Here is a 15,288-nt window from a genome sequence, read left to right as displayed (position 1 = left end):
GTCACCAATTATGTCTGTGTTAAATGCGGAAAACCTCGCAAAAAGTTATAAAAGCCGTAAAGTTGTGTCGGACGTGAGTTTCACTGTCAAATCTAACGAAATTGTCGGCTTGCTCGGTCCTAACGGAGCGGGCAAAACCACGTCATTTTATATGGTGGTGGGCTTGGTTCGCCATGATGAGGGAAAAATTACCATTGATGGCGAAGACATTAGCTTGTTACCTATGCACAATCGAGCGCAAAAAGGGATCGGCTATTTGCCCCAAGAGGCCTCTATTTTTCGTCGTTTAAGCGTCTATGACAATTTAATGGCGGTGCTAGAAATTCGTAAAGATTTAAATACCGCACAACGCCGTGCAAGAGCCGATGAACTCATTGAAGAATTTAATATCGGCCATATTCGTGATAACTTGGGTCAATCGCTTTCAGGGGGTGAACGTCGCCGTGTGGAAATCGCCCGTGCCTTAGCCGCTAACCCGAAATTTATTTTATTAGATGAACCTTTTGCGGGCGTTGACCCGATTTCGGTGATCGATATTAAGAAAATCATCACTGACTTACGTAATCGAGGCTTAGGCGTGTTAATTACCGATCACAATGTGCGTGAAACCTTAGATGTCTGCGAACGAGCCTATATTGTCAGTGCTGGCCACATGATCGCCACCGGTACACCAAGCGAAGTGATGAATAACGAACAGGTTAAACGTGTTTATCTCGGTGAACAATTTAAATTATAAAGAAGAAAAATATGACAAAATTCACCGCACTTTTAACCCCCGAAACCATTCGTCAAGGCGTTATTTGTACGAGTAAAAAAACCGCACTAGAAATGGCCGCCAACCTCTTAGCCGAACAAGTCAACATAGACGATTTTGGCGAAATAGAATGCTTTGAAAGCCTATTTAATCGGGAAAAATTAGGCTGCACAGCGATTGGTAATGGCATTGCCATGCCTCGTTCACGCATTCCAAGCGGTGATAAAGTGTGTGCCGTATTTTTGCAATTAAGCCACGCCATTGATTATGACGCAGCGGATAAACGAGAAGTGGATCTGATTTTAGCCATTCTTATTCCCGAGGCATTTTGCCCCGATTATACGCCAGTGTTGGTGGAATTTAGCGAAAAATTAAAAGACAAAGCCTTGCATAAACAGCTCCGAGCAGCACAAAGTGCGGAGGAAATTTGGCAAGTTTTCCAACAGTTTGATGAAAAAATAACGGAAGATTCAGATTTACCCACATAACCACATTATTGAGATAAATTATGGAATTAATTATTGTTAGCGGACGCTCAGGGGCAGGAAAATCCGTTGCCCTACGTGCTTTAGAAGATATTGGTTACTACTGTGTCGATAATTTACCCATTGAACTCCTCCCCCAGTTAGCCCAAATTCTCTCTAAAAATCAACAGCTCGCTGCGGTCAGCGTGGACATTCGCAACTTACCAGATTCAGCCGAATCCCTCGAGCAGATGATCAACCTGTTATCCACCCAACATCAGGTTAAAATTATTTTTCTCGACACGGATCAAGATGTCTTAATCCGCCGTTATAGTGATTCCCGCCGCCCTCATCCGCTTTCATCCATTAAAGACATTTCCCTTGAAGTGGCCATTAATGCCGAACGGGATTATTTGGAACCGCTATATCAACAAGCCAATATTATTGTGGATACCACCGAATTATCCACCCACGAACTGGCCGAAAAATTACGTAATTTCTTACGTGGCAATCATAATAAAGAACTGAAAATCGTGGTGGAATCCTTTGGCTTTAAATACGGCATTCCCCTTGACGCCGATTATGTATTTGATGTGCGTTTCTTACCTAATCCCCACTGGGATCCTGCGCTACGCCCGATGACCGGCCTCGATCAACCCGTAATTGAATTTTTGGAACGCCATACCGAAGTCTATAATTTTATTTATCAAACCCGCCATTTTATTGAAACTTGGTTGCCAATGTTGGAAAAAAATAACCGCAGTTATTTAACCATTGCCATCGGCTGCACCGGCGGAAAACACCGTTCGGTGTATATTGCGGAACAAATCGGCAAGTATTTTCAAGATAAAGAAAAAAATGTGTCGATTCAGCATAATTCGTTGAAAAAGCATCAGGTCAAAGACTAAGGGGCATCATTTTTATGAACTTAAAACATTTACGCTCTTTTTTAGCCGTAGCACAAGAAGCGAATTTTGGTCGAGCGGCACAACGTTTGCATATCGCACAACCACCTTTAACTCGCCAAATTCGTGCTTTGGAAGAAGAATTAGGGACAGATTTATTTATTCGCACCACCAAAGGAGCAGAATTAACTGAAGCCGGTGAAGTGCTATTTTCTGAGGTGCCGAATATCCTTGCATTGGTGCAACGTGCCAAAGAGCAAACGCAACTGGCTAGCAAAGGAATGATTGGGCGTTTGGATATTGGTATTTTCAGTTCGGGTGTATTATATGTGATTCCACAATTATTAGCGCGTTTTAATGAACAACGCCCTGGTGTACGAATTGGTTTGCATAGCATGACCAAACATGAACAAATTGAAGCGTTGCGTGAACGACGGATTAGCATAGGGTTTACTCGCTTTATGCCACAAGAGGACGATATCGCCGTGGGAACGATATTACAAGAGCCATTTATGGTGGCATTGCATGAAGATCATCCCTTGTGCCAACAGACTCAAATTCAACTTTCTGATTTAGCCAACCAACCGATTATTCTTTATCCTAATTTTCCTACCCATGGCCTAGCTCAAGAGGTGAGACAGGCCTTTGAACATGAAAGAGTCAACTTAACCGTTGGTTGGGAAACAGAGGATTTTGTGACGGCAATTTCATTGGTTGCAAGTCGTCTTGGTCTTTGTATTACTACGGCTTCTGCAGCAAACCTAAATTTGCCAGGTGTGGTTTATCGTCCCTTAATTAGCCAATCACTACAAAATATTGAGCTTAACTATCTGTATCGAAAAAATGATCGTTCCCCTGCATTACGAGCATTTTTAGAAGTCGTAGAACGATATCAGCATTCATTGTAAATCAGTATAAATCCCTTTCCATTTTGGGTATCAAGACAGACGAAAAAAAGTATTGGATTCATTTTATAATCAAAATTATAGTTGGTTATGCAGTGATTTAAATAGTCTGATTTCCAATACCTAATGGAGGATATATATGAATACTACATCATCTCAAAATACCCCTTTCGCCGAACCTATCTTTGATATTGCCAGTATTTCTGCTTTTGAACTGTTTTCACCCAATGTGGAGGAAACGGTTTGGTTCTTTAAAGACTTACTTGGTATGATCGAGACTGGTCGCAATGGTGAATCCGTTTACCTACGTGGTTGGCAAGATCCCTATAAACATTCCTTGAAAGTCACCTATCGTGAGCAACCGGGAATGGGGTACACTGCTTGGCGGACTACCAGTCCACAAGCGCTTGAAAGACGAGTAAAATCTATTGAATCTTCAGGTTTGGGACGTGGTTGGGTAGATGCAGAGGGCGGTATTGGACCAGCTTATGAATTTACCTTGCCAGATGGTGCGGTGTTACGAATTCATTGGGAAGTGGAATATTATCGTCCTGAGCAAGAAGAAAAAAGTGTAGTACTCAATCGTATTCAACGTCGCCCGTTGCGTGGTATTCCTGTTCGCAGCCTAGATCATATCAATATTCTTTCTCATAGTGTTAGCGAAAATAATCGCTTTTTGCGTGAGCATTTGGGTTTCAAACTTAGTGAACATATTGTGTTTAGTGATAATACTGAAGTGGGTGCATGGTTAAGATGTATGTACCGTTCCCATGATATTGCTTTGGTACAAGATGCCGCAGGACCGGGTGGGCGATTACATCATGTGGCTTTTTTATATGGTAATACGCAACATTTAATGGACATCTGTGAAGTGATTACCGATTACGGTTTAGAAATGGAAGCAGGTATCGCCTCACATGCCATTAGTCAAGCTCAATTTGTGTATGTGTTTGAACCGGGTGGCAATCGCATTGAATTAGTGGGTGTCCCCGGCTATATCATTGATGATCCTGCTTGGGAGCCTGTACTTTGGAGCCAAGACCAGCTGGATAATGCGATTATTTGGTATGGTGCGCCGTTGCCGAAAGAATTTGATACCTATGGCACACCGCATTATGGCCCAACTAACTACCGTACACCGAATCGCTATATTGCCGCCGAAGCTGCACATTTGCTTGGCAAGAAATAAAATTTGTATTCGGTCAACACTAACACTCAAGTCATTGCTTGAGTGTTTTTTTATGTGCTGTCTTTATCACAAATAGCAAAAGTGCGGTATTTTTCACCGCACTTTTTTGCAATAAAAGGACTGAATACCCTAAAAATATTCAGTCCTTATTCCCTATCTAATGTTAACGCTTGTTCAATAAATCCAACGCTACATCCACAATCATATCTTCTTGACCGCCGACCATGTGGCGTTTGCCTAATTCAATCAGAATATCCATGGTTTTTAAGCCATATTGATTGGCGGCACGTTCTGCGTGACGTAAGAAACTGCTGTATACGCCTGCATAACCTAATGCTAAGGTTTCACGATCCACACGTACAGGACGATCTTGTAACGGACGCACTAAATCATCGGCGGCATCCATTAAACGATACAGATCACAACCATGATTCCAACCCATACGTTCTGCTACGGCGATAAAGATTTCTAATGGTGCATTACCTGCTCCTGCGCCCATCCCCGTTAAACTGGCATCCACTCGCTGGCAACCCTCTTCCACGGCCACAACGGCATTGGCAACGCCCAATCCCATGTTATTATGAGTATGGATGCCGATTTGGGTTTCAGGGTTAAGCACATCACGAAATGCACGCACACGTTGGCGAATATCATCCATGTGCATTGCACCGCCTGAATCCACCACATACACACAACTTGCCCCATAGCTTTCCATTAATTTGGCTTGTTGAGCTAATTTTTCGGGTGTGGTCATGTGGCTCATCATCAAAAAGCCCACGGGATCCATACCTAATTCTCTGGCATATTCAAGATGTTGTTTGGACACATCGGCTTCGGTACAATGGGTTGCCACACGCACCACTCTCGCCCCCGCTTGATAAGCATTTTTGAGATCGTGAACCGTACCAATACCAGGTAACAATAAAGTGGTAATACGAGAATGGGTTAGCACATCCGCTGCGGCTTCAATCCATTCCAAATCGGTATGCGCCCCAAAACCATAGTTAAAACTTGAACCTTGCAAGCCATCGCCGTGTGCAATTTCAATGCTATCCACTTTAGCTTCATCTAATGCTCGGGCAATTTGTTGCACTTGCTCAATACTGTATTGATGACGTACCGCATGGCTACCGTCACGCAATGTCACATCGGAAATATAAAGTTTTTCTGTACTCATGGCTTATTTCTCCGTATTAAGTAATGACTGTGCCATACGTTCCGCCGTAGCAAGAGCGGCACTGGTCATAATATCCAAATTACCGGCATAGGCTGGCAAGTAATGTGCTGCCCCCTCCACTTCTATAAAAATAGAGGTTTTCAATCCAGCTACGTGGCCTAAACCCTCAATAAAAACAGGTTTTTCAAGATGTTCAAATTGGACTTGTTGTTTTAGACGATAACCTGGTACATAGCTTTGCACCGCTGTTGCCATGCGTTCAACAGATTCTCGAATGACTTGTTCATCCGCTAGATCGCTTAATGTATACACCGTATCACGCATCATCACTGGTGGCTCGGCTGGGTTGAGTACAATCATTGCCTTACCTTTTGTCGCCCCACCAATAACTTCAATGGCTTTAGACGTGGTTTCCGTAAATTCATCAATATTGGCACGGGTGCCAGGTCCTGCACTTTTACTGGAAATAGAAGCCACGATTTCCGCATAATGCACTTTGGTGACTTGTGATACCGCTGCCACCATAGGAATGGTGGCTTGACCGCCACAGGTAACCATATTCACATTTTGCTGATTGACATGCTGTTCAAGATTCACCACTGGCACACAATAAGGGCCAATAGCGGCTGGGGTTAAGTCAATTAAACGAATATTCGGCTTAACGGCTCGCAAGGCAGCATCATTTTTCACATGTGCTGTGGCACTGGTAGCATCAAACACAATGTCAATATCAGCGAACTCGTCCATTTCAATTAAACCTTGCACGCCTTTGTATGTAGTGGACACGCCTAATTTGCTGGCACGAGCTAAACCATCTGAATTGGGATCAATCCCGACCAATACAGCAGCTTCAAGATGTTTGCCATGACGTAAGATTTTAATCAGTAAATCCGTTCCAATATTGCCGCTACCAATAATGGCGACTTTAATTTTCTTTTCACTCATTTTTTTGCACTCCTTTAAGCTGGATTTTGAGAGAGCGAAAATCCTGCCCGTCCCAAATGTTGCATTTCCACTTCAATATATTGACCAGGTTTAATCCATTCTGCTGGCGTTGCTCCGCCAGCTAATATAATATCGCCTGCTTTTAAAGGTTCACCCGCACCCGCAGCTAAACGAGCGGCAGCCACTAAAGAACGGATTGGATGCCCGAGCAATGCCGCCGTTGATCCTACATGTAGTGGACGACCATCAATGCTCATCACTAACCCAAGATTGCCAAAATCGATGCTTGGTGAATGCCAATTACCGACCACAAAACCACTCGACGAAGCGTTATCCGCAATCACTTCAGGCAAATTAAATTTAAAATCTTTATAGCGAGAATCAATCACTTCCAAGGCTGGAGCAATCGCTTCCACTGCACTTAAGGCCTGAGCGTTGGTGACGTTTGCAGGCAAATCTTTTTTCAGCAAGAATGCCAGTTCAGGTTCAACCCGAGGGTGAATAAAGCGATTTGCCTCTATTTCAGATCCCTCTTCAATTTGCATGGCATCGGTTAAACGCCCCCAAATCACATCAGATAACCCCATTTGTACCATTTTGGCACGGCTAGTGAAACCCATTTTGAAACCGACTTGACGCTCACCTCGAGCTAAACGCCGCCCAATGGAGAGTTTTTGAATATAATAAGCCTCTTCCAAAGTTAGCTTGCCATCACTATCAATCTGTGCAATTTCTTGGCAGTTGAATGCGGCTTGATCCACAATCTGTGCAAAATTTTCTAAATGACTCATAGCTTATTTCTCCCCTGCATTATCGTTTTCAAACACCGCACGTACTGAACCTAAGCCCTCAATATAGGCTTCAAAACGTTCACCGGGTTTCACGGCGGCCATTGGACCTAATGCGCCTGAAAGTACCACATCGCCAGCACGTAATGGTGTGCCTAATTCCGCCATGGTGCGAGCAAGCCATACTACGGCATTGAGTGGATGACCTAAACAAGCAGCGCCTGCCCCAGTAGAAACAGGTTCACCAGCACGGAACATCGCCATCCCTGCCAAACGTAAATCCAAACCACGCATTGAATAAGGCGTACCACCCAATACATAAGCCCCAAAGGACGCATTATCCGCCACAGTATCCACCAAACCGATATTCCAATTCTCAATACGACTACCGACGACTTCAATCGCAGCAACCGCATAATCTATGGATCTCAATACATCAGCAAAGCTCGGGCGTTCATAAGACAAATCACGTCCCAACACAAAAGCAATTTCCGCCTCTACTTTTGGCTGATGTAACAAAGAAAAAGGGATTGGCTGACTATCGCCAAAGGCTAAATCATCAAACAATGTACCAAAATCAGGCTGATCCACGCCTAATTGTTTTTGTACCGCAACGGAGGTTAAACCGATTTTACGCCCCGTAATACGTTTTCCCGCTTGCACTGCATGTTGCGTATTGGCTGTTTGAATGGCATAAGCATCAGCTAAAGTCATATTCGGGTATTTTTCACGCAATGGCGAAATAAAATGCCCCGTATTTGCGGCCTCTCGCAATAACGCTGCTGCCTGTTCAATACTTTGATTATCTAAGGTTAAACTCATTTTACTCCTCCTTTCGCCGCATCACGCTCGGCTTTTGTTTGATTGCCCACAATCCAATGGGTCGCAGGTACTTGATTGACCACCACACGAATACTTTCTAGCGGCGCCCCCAATTTAGCATGTGCAACCTCTGCAATGGCTTTAGCACAATCGGTGACAACTTTCTCATCACGCCCTTCAACAAGGGTAATTTGTATTAATGGCATAACATAACCTCCACGAAATGAAAGAAAATATAAAATACTGATGGGAACATTATTAAGAAAACACTGCACGCTGTCCAATACCAAAATTCCTTTAAGTGATACTAAAGCGGTATTAAATACAACAAAAAAGTGCGGTGGAAAAACTCTTCATTTTTCCACCGCACTTCATTCACTTCTATATAGCCTAATTATTTCACCACGCCACCACTGGCCTGTAAATCTGCATGATAAGACGAACGCACGAAAGGTCCGCAAGCGGCATGTTCAAAGCCCATTTTTTCGGCTTCGTGGCGGAACATATCAAATTCTTCTGGTGGCACATAACGTTCCACTTTTAGATGGTGACGGCTTGGTTGCAAATATTGCCCAACGGTCAACATCGTCACACCGTGATCACGTAAATCTTGCATTACCGCCAAAATTTCTTCGTTGGTTTCACCTAAGCCCACCATTAAGCCCGACTTGGTTGGAATATCGGGAAACTCTTCTTTGAAAATTTGTAACAAGCGTAATGACCATTGATAATCTGCACCTGGGCGAACTTCACGATATAAACGAGGGACATTTTCAAGATTGTGGTTAAACACATCGGGCGGATTTTGTTTCAAAATCGCTACGGCTTGTTCGATGCGTCCACGAAAATCGGGTACCAAAATTTCCACTTTGCAACCAGGATTTAAGGCTTTGATTTCACGCACGGTAGCAGCAAAATGCGCAGCGCCACGATCGGCCAAATCATCTCGGTCAACAGAGGTAATCACCACATATTTTAATTTCATATCTTGCACCGTTTCCGCCACTTTGCGTGGTTCTTCGGGATCCAATGGCAAGGGTTTGCCATGTGCCACGTCACAGAACGGACAACGGCGGGTACAAATGGCGCCCATAATCATAAAGGTGGCGGTCCCATGATGAAAACATTCGTGTAAATTTGGGCAAGAGGCCTCTTCACATACGGAATGCAAGCCATGACGACGCATGCCGTTCTTAATGCTGTCAATCTTGGCTGAACTGGCAGGCAGTTTGATTTTCATCCACGAGGGTTTTTTTAATAATTCCTGATCGGGATCGATGTTTCTCACCTGAATAATAGACGTTTTCGCCGCATCACGGTATTTAACGCCACGTTCCATTTTAAAGGGAGTACCCATTTTATATCCTATGCTGTCTTTTTCAGATTAAAATTATGTTTAATTGTTAAAAATTTGTTGCGTATTATAGCCTAAAATTGCGGTAAAGTGTGCAACTAATTTCGGGGCGACTTTTTCGCATTCTGCTTCAACGGGATCCACAAAATCGGCAAGTTGGCACATTTCAAGTCCTGCATAACCACAAGGATTAATATAATGAAAAGGTTGCAAATCCATGTTGATATTCAAGGCGAGTCCATGAAAAGAGCAACCTTTGCGAATACGCAAACCCAAGGAACAAATTTTTTTCTCAATCCCCTGACAATCTACATACACCCCTGGGGCATCGGGTTTTGGATAAGCGGTCACATGGTAATCCGCCAGCGTTTTCACCACCGACTGTTCAAGCGCCGTCACTAAATCACGCACGCTAATATCATGCCCCTGTGCTTTATGGCGTTTAATATCAATCAACACATACATCACCTGTTGGCCTAAACCGTGGTAGGTAATTTGTCCGCCTCGATCCGATTGCACCACAGGAATATTGCTTGCTTGCAATAGATGTTCAGGTTTGCCCGCTTGTCCTTGGGTAAATACAGCGGGGTGTTGAACCAACCAAATTTCATCTGGCGTATCTGCGGTGCGTTGGTCAGTAAAGGCTTGCATATTATGCCAAACGTCTTGGTAATCTTGCGTGCCAAGTTGGCGGACAATCAAAGGAATATTCATTCAGGCCTCCGCTTTAAAGCACCATTCTGACGCCTTCAATTTTGGCTAATTCGGTATAAAGGGTTTCCACTTGCGCAATATTTTCTGCAATAATATCAATAGAAATGGAATTATAGGTGCCTTTTGAGCTGATATGCTCACGTGGTTTATAATCGCCTTTGGCGTATTTTTGCGTGGTGACCACCACATCATCCATTAAATCAGGGCGGTTTTTACCGACCACTTTAAAGGTAAAGGCACAAGGAAAGTCTAACAGATCTTTTAATTGCTGTTGTGGAATATCTGCTAAATTAATTTCTTTGACATTGATCTCTGCCATGATTTTTCCTTAAATTTGTTAAAAAAGCACCGCACTTCAATAAAAAGTGCGGTATATTTTCTGAAAGTTTTTTGCGAGTAATGCGTGGCTTTAATTAGAATAAGCTCTTAATGGTTAAGATTAGCCAGTCCCATGCACGGCCAAAGATACCCGCCTCGCCGACATCTTTCATGACTTGCACATTGACGGTGGCAATGTCTTTGCCGTCTAATTGATAAATCACTTTTCCGACATTTTGGCCTTTCGCTAATGGCGCCTCTAGGCCTTTGCCATCATATTCTACACGCACTTTTAAATCCGCTTGGCGACCTTTTGGAATGGTTATAAAACCATCTTGCAACATGCCCACAGCGACTTTATTTTCATCACCATAGTAAACGGTTTTTTCTTCAATGGCTTTGCCCGCTTGTAAGGTTTTAATACTTTCAAAGCTGTTAAAGCCCCATTGTAATAATTTTTTACTTTCTACTTCACGGCCTTTCTGCGTTGCAACGCCCATCACCACCGAAATTAACCGCATATCACCGTTATTGGTGGCAGAGGCAACGAGGTTATAGCCAGCTTGATCCGTATGACCGGTTTTCATGCCGTCCACGTGCAGGGTTTTATCCCATAATAAACCATTGCGGTTTGGTTGTTTAATTTTGTTAAAGGTGAAATCTTTCTCGGCATAAATTTTATATTCTTCTGGAAGATCTCGAATAATATGCGAACCAATAATGGCCATATCACGAGCGGAAGAATATTGATTTGGGTCGTCTAAGCCGTGCGGGGTGGTGAAATGGGTGTTTTTCAAGCCAAACTGATCCGCATATTGATTCATCAATTCAATAAATTTATCGGTGGAACCCGCCACATGTTCAGCCATGGCCACACAAGCGTCATTGCCTGAAACCACGATAATACCACGATTTAAATCAGACACCGAGACTTGCTGATTAAGGTTGAGGAACATTTTAGACGAACCTGGGAATTTTTGTCCCCAACTACTTTCCCCAATGGTGACCGTGTCCGTTGGGCTAATTTTCCCCTGTTGAATCGCCGTCCCCACCACATAACTGGTCATCATTTTGGTTAATGAAGCGGGATATTGACGTTGATCGGGGTTTAGGCTTGCTAACACCGCACCTGAATTGTAATCCATTAAAATATAAGTTTGGGCGTTAATCTGTGGGGGTGTCATACCAAAATCGACATCTGCGACACTGGCAAATGATAATGACAATAAACCCGCCGTTAAGGCAATTTTGGTGTTTCTAAATGAATGTTGCAACATTTCAATAATCCTTTAAATGCTTAATTATGAACAAGATGGAGTTTTTCGACTTTCACATCGGCAATGCCTGCAGTGATGATCCCCAATTTTGAGGCGGCCGAGGTCGATAAATCAATAATTTTGGTTTTACTAAATGGCCCACGATCATTGATTTTGACGATCACCTGACGGTTATTGCGTAAATTGGTCACTAACACATGGGTGCCAAACGGCAAAGTGCGGTGGGCGGCCGTCAATTTTGCCCCACTATAAATTTCACCACTTGCCGTGTGACGGCCATTAAATTTTTTATGGTAATAACTGGCTTTTCCCCTTTGTACAGCAGCTTTTTCGACCACGGCATATTGCTTACCATTATGCGTGTAAACTGGCGTTTTATTCGTTGTCGTTGGTTGTGCCTTAGGCGCAGATGTTGCCGCCACCGTATGTTGACTTTTGCTTGCTTGCGCCGAGGAGGTACAGGCGGTTAAAAAAGCCGCTAAGAAAATGGCTAATAAGAGTTTTAATTTCATCATAACGTTCCCAAATGGATTATTCCCAATTTATATAGAGTATTAACATGGTCATTTAGTTCCCTTGCCCATACAGACTTTTTGTTTTATGGGTGTGAATGGACATCACCAAACCAAACCCCGCCATTAATGTCACAAAGGAGGTGCCGCCGTAACTCACGAGCGGTAATGGCACACCAACCACCGGCAAAATACCACTCACCATACCGATATTGACAAAAATATACACAAAGAAAATTAAAAACGTGGCGCCCGTTAAAATCCGCCCAAAGGCATTTTTCGCTTGCGCCCCAATGATTAATCCACGGCTAATAATAAAAAAATAAATCGCCAATAAAATTAACACGCCAATTAAACCATGTTCTTCGCTTAATACCGCAAAAATAAAGTCGGTATGAGGTTCGGGTAAAAATTCGAGCTGAGATTGAGTACCCTCCATCCAACCTTTACCCCACATACCGCCAGAACCAATGGCAATTTTTGATTGCAAAATATGGTAGCCCGCCCCTAAAGGATCTTTTTCAGGGTCGAGCAAGGTCAATACCCTTGTGCGTTGATAATCGTGCATTAAATACAGCCACATAATCGGAATAAAAGCGGCTAATCCTAACACGGCGGCCAGAATGATCCACCAACTCATGCCCGCTAAGAATACCACAAAAATGCCCGACGCACTGACTAAAATCGAGGTGCCTAAATCAGGCTGAATGGCCACCAATAAGGTCGGGAAAATAATCATCACAAAGGCAATCAGGGTTTCTTTCCAATTAATCGGTTGTTGTCGATTGCCTAAATACACCGCCACCATTAATGGCACCGCTAATTTCACGATCTCCGAGGGTTGAAAACGGACAATGCCCAAATCGAGCCAACGTTGTGCGCCTTTACTGGTGGTGCCGATTAAATCCACCAATACCAATAAAATCACCCCCGCAATATACAAAATAGGCGCAATTTGTTGGTAAAACCTTGGCGGTAATTGTGCCATAATGAACATCACCGCAAAGCCTAAAATCACTTGAATCGCCCGACTACGGAACATGGTTTCACTGCCACCCGAGGCACTATAAAGCACAAGCAAACCATAACCTGAAATCACAATCAAGCCAATGAGTAGCCAAAAATCGAGGTGTAGTTTGCCCCATAAATTGGGGATCAACGCCGGTTTTTCATTCATTCTGTTATCTCTGTTTCTTCACTTTTTTGCACCGCACTTTCAGGGGCAAGCGCATTATCAACGTTGTCAGTTGGAGCAATATTACGTTTTGGTAATCGTTGCAATAAATAATAATCCATAATTTGGCGTACAATCGGCGCAGAATTACTGGATCCCCCACCGGCATTTTCAAGAATCATGGCCACCACCACTTTGGGCTCGTTATAAGGCGCATAGGCCATAAACCAAGCGTGGTCGTGCAAGAATTTTTTCAAATTATGAGCATCATATTTTTGCCCCTCTTTCAAGCTAAACACCTGTGCGGTACCGGATTTTCCTGCGGCGTCATAAGCAGCGCCCGCAAAGGCTTTGCGCCCCGTGCCAGAGGCACTATGAATAACCCCATACATGCCTCGTTTGGCGGCCGCCCAAGCGCCCTCCGTGGGTTCGCTAATGTCTTCATACAACAATGGATCTTTATAGGGTTCCACCAAAGAGCCATGAATTTCTTGCATTAAGTGCGGGGTATTCACACGCCCATTATTGATTAACACCGCCAAGGCTTTGGCTAATTGTAACGGCGTGGCCGTCCAATAACCTTGACCAATGCCCACGGGAATGGTATCGCCCATCACCCAAGGTTTTTTATAGCGTTTTTGTTTCCATTCCCGATCGGGCATAATGGCAGCGGTTTCTTCTTTAATATCCACGCCTGTTGGCATGCCAAAACCGAACTTTTTCATCCATTCCGATAAGCGATCAATGCCTAATTTATAAGCCACTTGATAGAAATAGGTATCAGAAGATTCAGTAATCGCTTTTTGTAAATCGGTGTTGCCGTGACCCGATTTTTTCCAGTCACGAAAGCGCTTGGTGGTATTCGGCAACACCCAATAACCGGGGTCAGACACGGTGGTACTGGTGGTGATCACATTCTCCGTTAATGCCGCCACGGCCACAAAGGGTTTCACGGTGGAAGCGGGCGGATAAGCGCCCTGTGTCGCACGACTATACAACGGACGATCTTCATCCTCTAATAAACGTTTATAATCCGCCCCTGAAATGCCGCCAACAAATAAATTATTGTCGTAACTCGGGCTGGATACCATGGCTAAAATACTGCTGTCTTTCGGATCCAACACCACCACGGAGCCTTTTTGTTTGCCTAAACGTTCCATAATAAATTGCTGTAACGGCAAATCAATGGTGAGATGAATACTTTTCCCCGCTACCGGTTGTTGTTCGCTGAGTTTGCGAATCACCTTACCACGGCTATTAATTTCCACCTGTTCATAACCGGGTTTGCCGTGTAATTCATCTTCATAATAACGTTCAATCCCCAATTTTCCAATGTCCGTAGTCCCCGCATACATGGCGTCTTTTTCTTCTTTTTTCAGGCGTTCGGCGTCTTTATCGTTAATTTTTGACACATAGCCTAGAATATGGGTCATGGCCTCGCCGTATAAATAATTGCGTTTAAAATACGGACGAATGTCGGCACTCGGATAGTTATATTGATTGACGGCAAAACGGGCAATTTGTTCTTCGTTTAAATTGGGTTTTAATAAAATCGGCGTGTAACGGGTCGAACGGCGACGTTCTTTTTTAAATTGGGCGATATCGTCGTCGGTCAACCCCACAATCATGCGTAATTCTTCAAAAGTGCGGTCTAAATCTTCCACTTTTTCTGGCACAATATACAACCCAAAAAAGGTTAAATTTTCCGCTAACAAGGTGCCATTACGGTCATAAATCAAGCCTCTTGTGGGGGCGACAGGTAATAATTTAATCCGATTACCATTAGAGCGGGTTTGATATTTATCAAAATCCACCACCTGCAAATGGTATAGATTGGTCAGCAACACCACCGCCAACACCAAAGTACCGATAAATGCCACCAAGGCACGGCGTACAAATAGATTCCGCTCCGCACGATTATCACGGATCGGTTCATGCCGAGGTTTGGCAAATAAGGTGGCAAATAATTGAGTTAACCAACGCATAATCA

The 15,288-nt window shown here is 43.7% G+C and carries 17 protein-coding genes; 5 read left to right on the top strand and 12 right to left on the bottom strand.

Going from position 1 to position 15,288, the window contains the following annotated elements; all coding sequences use genetic code 11:
• Nucleotides 1–10: 10 nt before the first annotated feature.
• The 5 genes from lptB (at nt 11) to ACTG7X_RS03525 (ending at nt 4,217) form a co-directional block, all read left to right on the top strand.
• Entirely contained in the window at nt 11–736 is a 726-nt protein-coding gene (gene lptB, locus ACTG7X_RS03545) for an LPS export ABC transporter ATP-binding protein (RefSeq protein WP_439239799.1), read from the top strand.
• Between the two features lie 11 nt (nt 737–747).
• Nucleotides 748–1,242, top strand: coding sequence for a PTS sugar transporter subunit IIA (locus tag ACTG7X_RS03540; protein WP_439257170.1), 495 nt, complete (start codon nt 748–750; stop codon nt 1,240–1,242).
• 20 nt (nt 1,243–1,262) lie between these two features.
• Complete coding sequence (rapZ, locus tag ACTG7X_RS03535) at nt 1,263–2,126, top strand: RNase adapter RapZ (RefSeq protein WP_439257169.1); 864 nt, start codon at nt 1,263–1,265, stop codon at nt 2,124–2,126.
• Between the two features lie 14 nt (nt 2,127–2,140).
• Complete coding sequence (locus ACTG7X_RS03530; RefSeq protein ID WP_439257168.1) at nt 2,141–3,031, top strand: LysR family transcriptional regulator; 891 nt, start codon at nt 2,141–2,143, stop codon at nt 3,029–3,031.
• Between the two features lie 136 nt (nt 3,032–3,167).
• Complete coding sequence (locus tag ACTG7X_RS03525) at nt 3,168–4,217, top strand: VOC family protein (RefSeq protein ID WP_439257167.1); 1,050 nt, start codon at nt 3,168–3,170, stop codon at nt 4,215–4,217.
• Between the two features lie 163 nt (nt 4,218–4,380).
• Here ACTG7X_RS03525 and dmpG read toward each other — a convergent pair whose 3' ends face one another.
• From dmpG to mrdA, 12 genes are all read right to left on the bottom strand, one after another.
• Nucleotides 4,381–5,394, bottom strand: coding sequence for a 4-hydroxy-2-oxovalerate aldolase (gene dmpG / locus ACTG7X_RS03520; protein WP_439257166.1), 1,014 nt, complete (start codon nt 5,392–5,394; stop codon nt 4,381–4,383).
• Nucleotides 5,395–5,397: 3 nt separating this feature from the next.
• Nucleotides 5,398–6,339 carry an acetaldehyde dehydrogenase (acetylating) gene (locus ACTG7X_RS03515; protein WP_439257165.1) on the bottom strand — a complete coding sequence of 314 codons (942 nt, stop codon included), beginning with the start codon at nt 6,337–6,339 and terminating at the stop codon, nt 5,398–5,400.
• A gap of 14 nt (nt 6,340–6,353) precedes the next feature.
• On the bottom strand, nt 6,354–7,130 hold the full coding sequence (locus ACTG7X_RS03510) for a 2-keto-4-pentenoate hydratase (protein WP_439257164.1): 777 nt from the start codon (nt 7,128–7,130) through the stop codon (nt 6,354–6,356).
• A 3-nt stretch (nt 7,131–7,133) separates the two neighbouring features.
• Complete coding sequence (gene mhpD, locus ACTG7X_RS03505) at nt 7,134–7,949, bottom strand: 2-keto-4-pentenoate hydratase (protein ID WP_439257163.1); 816 nt, start codon at nt 7,947–7,949, stop codon at nt 7,134–7,136.
• On the bottom strand, nt 7,946–8,155 hold the full coding sequence (locus ACTG7X_RS03500; protein WP_439257162.1) for a tautomerase family protein: 210 nt from the start codon (nt 8,153–8,155) through the stop codon (nt 7,946–7,948). Before ACTG7X_RS03500 ends, mhpD begins: the two co-directional genes overlap by 4 nt.
• Nucleotides 8,156–8,343: 188 nt before the next feature.
• The gene (gene lipA / locus ACTG7X_RS03495) at nt 8,344–9,306 is read right to left on the bottom strand and encodes a lipoyl synthase (RefSeq protein WP_439239829.1); all 963 of its coding nucleotides are present in this window, start codon (nt 9,304–9,306) and stop codon (nt 8,344–8,346) included.
• 39 nt (nt 9,307–9,345) lie between these two features.
• A complete protein-coding gene (lipB, locus tag ACTG7X_RS03490; protein WP_439257161.1) occupies nt 9,346–10,017 on the bottom strand; it encodes a lipoyl(octanoyl) transferase LipB in 672 nt (223 codons plus the stop codon).
• Between the two features lie 13 nt (nt 10,018–10,030).
• Nucleotides 10,031–10,336, bottom strand: a complete 306-nt coding sequence (gene ybeD, locus ACTG7X_RS03485) for a DUF493 family protein YbeD (protein ID WP_439257160.1) — start codon at nt 10,334–10,336, stop codon at nt 10,031–10,033.
• Nucleotides 10,337–10,430: 94 nt separating this feature from the next.
• The gene (locus ACTG7X_RS03480; RefSeq protein ID WP_439257159.1) at nt 10,431–11,612 is read right to left on the bottom strand and encodes a serine hydrolase; all 1,182 of its coding nucleotides are present in this window, start codon (nt 11,610–11,612) and stop codon (nt 10,431–10,433) included.
• A 20-nt stretch (nt 11,613–11,632) separates the two neighbouring features.
• A complete protein-coding gene (locus ACTG7X_RS03475) occupies nt 11,633–12,124 on the bottom strand; it encodes a septal ring lytic transglycosylase RlpA family protein (protein ID WP_439257158.1) in 492 nt (163 codons plus the stop codon).
• Between the two features lie 55 nt (nt 12,125–12,179).
• The gene (gene rodA / locus ACTG7X_RS03470) at nt 12,180–13,301 is read right to left on the bottom strand and encodes a rod shape-determining protein RodA (RefSeq protein WP_439257157.1); all 1,122 of its coding nucleotides are present in this window, start codon (nt 13,299–13,301) and stop codon (nt 12,180–12,182) included.
• Nucleotides 13,298–15,283, bottom strand: a complete 1,986-nt coding sequence (gene mrdA, locus ACTG7X_RS03465; protein ID WP_439257156.1) for a penicillin-binding protein 2 — start codon at nt 15,281–15,283, stop codon at nt 13,298–13,300. Before mrdA ends, rodA begins: the two co-directional genes overlap by 4 nt.
• Nucleotides 15,284–15,288 lie beyond the last annotated feature (5 nt).

It is taken from the genome of Lonepinella sp. BR2271, from assembly GCF_051851515.1.
Taxonomy (GTDB): domain Bacteria; phylum Pseudomonadota; class Gammaproteobacteria; order Enterobacterales; family Pasteurellaceae; genus Lonepinella.
Note: the sequence above shows the minus strand (reverse complement) of the source record. Positions and strands in the feature narration are given on the sequence as shown.

What these genes read in the sequence shown, in the direction of transcription:
- lptB (WP_439239799.1), top strand. Translation starts at nt 11, where the DNA reads ATGTCTGTGTTAAATGCGGAAAACCTCGCAAAAAGTTATAAAAGCCGT.
- ACTG7X_RS03540 (WP_439257170.1), top strand. Translation starts at nt 748, where the DNA reads ATGACAAAATTCACCGCACTTTTAACCCCCGAAACCATTCGTCAAGGC.
- rapZ (WP_439257169.1), top strand. Translation starts at nt 1,263, where the DNA reads ATGGAATTAATTATTGTTAGCGGACGCTCAGGGGCAGGAAAATCCGTT.
- ACTG7X_RS03530 (WP_439257168.1), top strand. Translation starts at nt 2,141, where the DNA reads ATGAACTTAAAACATTTACGCTCTTTTTTAGCCGTAGCACAAGAAGCG.
- ACTG7X_RS03525 (WP_439257167.1), top strand. Translation starts at nt 3,168, where the DNA reads ATGAATACTACATCATCTCAAAATACCCCTTTCGCCGAACCTATCTTT.
- dmpG (WP_439257166.1), bottom strand. Translation starts at nt 5,394, where the DNA reads ATGAGTACAGAAAAACTTTATATTTCCGATGTGACATTGCGTGACGGT.
- ACTG7X_RS03515 (WP_439257165.1), bottom strand. Translation starts at nt 6,339, where the DNA reads ATGAGTGAAAAGAAAATTAAAGTCGCCATTATTGGTAGCGGCAATATT.
- ACTG7X_RS03510 (WP_439257164.1), bottom strand. Translation starts at nt 7,130, where the DNA reads ATGAGTCATTTAGAAAATTTTGCACAGATTGTGGATCAAGCCGCATTC.
- mhpD (WP_439257163.1), bottom strand. Translation starts at nt 7,949, where the DNA reads ATGAGTTTAACCTTAGATAATCAAAGTATTGAACAGGCAGCAGCGTTA.
- ACTG7X_RS03500 (WP_439257162.1), bottom strand. Translation starts at nt 8,155, where the DNA reads ATGCCATTAATACAAATTACCCTTGTTGAAGGGCGTGATGAGAAAGTT.
- lipA (WP_439239829.1), bottom strand. Translation starts at nt 9,306, where the DNA reads ATGGGTACTCCCTTTAAAATGGAACGTGGCGTTAAATACCGTGATGCG.
- lipB (WP_439257161.1), bottom strand. Translation starts at nt 10,017, where the DNA reads ATGAATATTCCTTTGATTGTCCGCCAACTTGGCACGCAAGATTACCAA.
- ybeD (WP_439257160.1), bottom strand. Translation starts at nt 10,336, where the DNA reads ATGGCAGAGATCAATGTCAAAGAAATTAATTTAGCAGATATTCCACAA.
- ACTG7X_RS03480 (WP_439257159.1), bottom strand. Translation starts at nt 11,612, where the DNA reads ATGTTGCAACATTCATTTAGAAACACCAAAATTGCCTTAACGGCGGGT.
- ACTG7X_RS03475 (WP_439257158.1), bottom strand. Translation starts at nt 12,124, where the DNA reads ATGAAATTAAAACTCTTATTAGCCATTTTCTTAGCGGCTTTTTTAACC.
- rodA (WP_439257157.1), bottom strand. Translation starts at nt 13,301, where the DNA reads ATGAATGAAAAACCGGCGTTGATCCCCAATTTATGGGGCAAACTACAC.
- mrdA (WP_439257156.1), bottom strand. Translation starts at nt 15,283, where the DNA reads ATGCGTTGGTTAACTCAATTATTTGCCACCTTATTTGCCAAACCTCGG.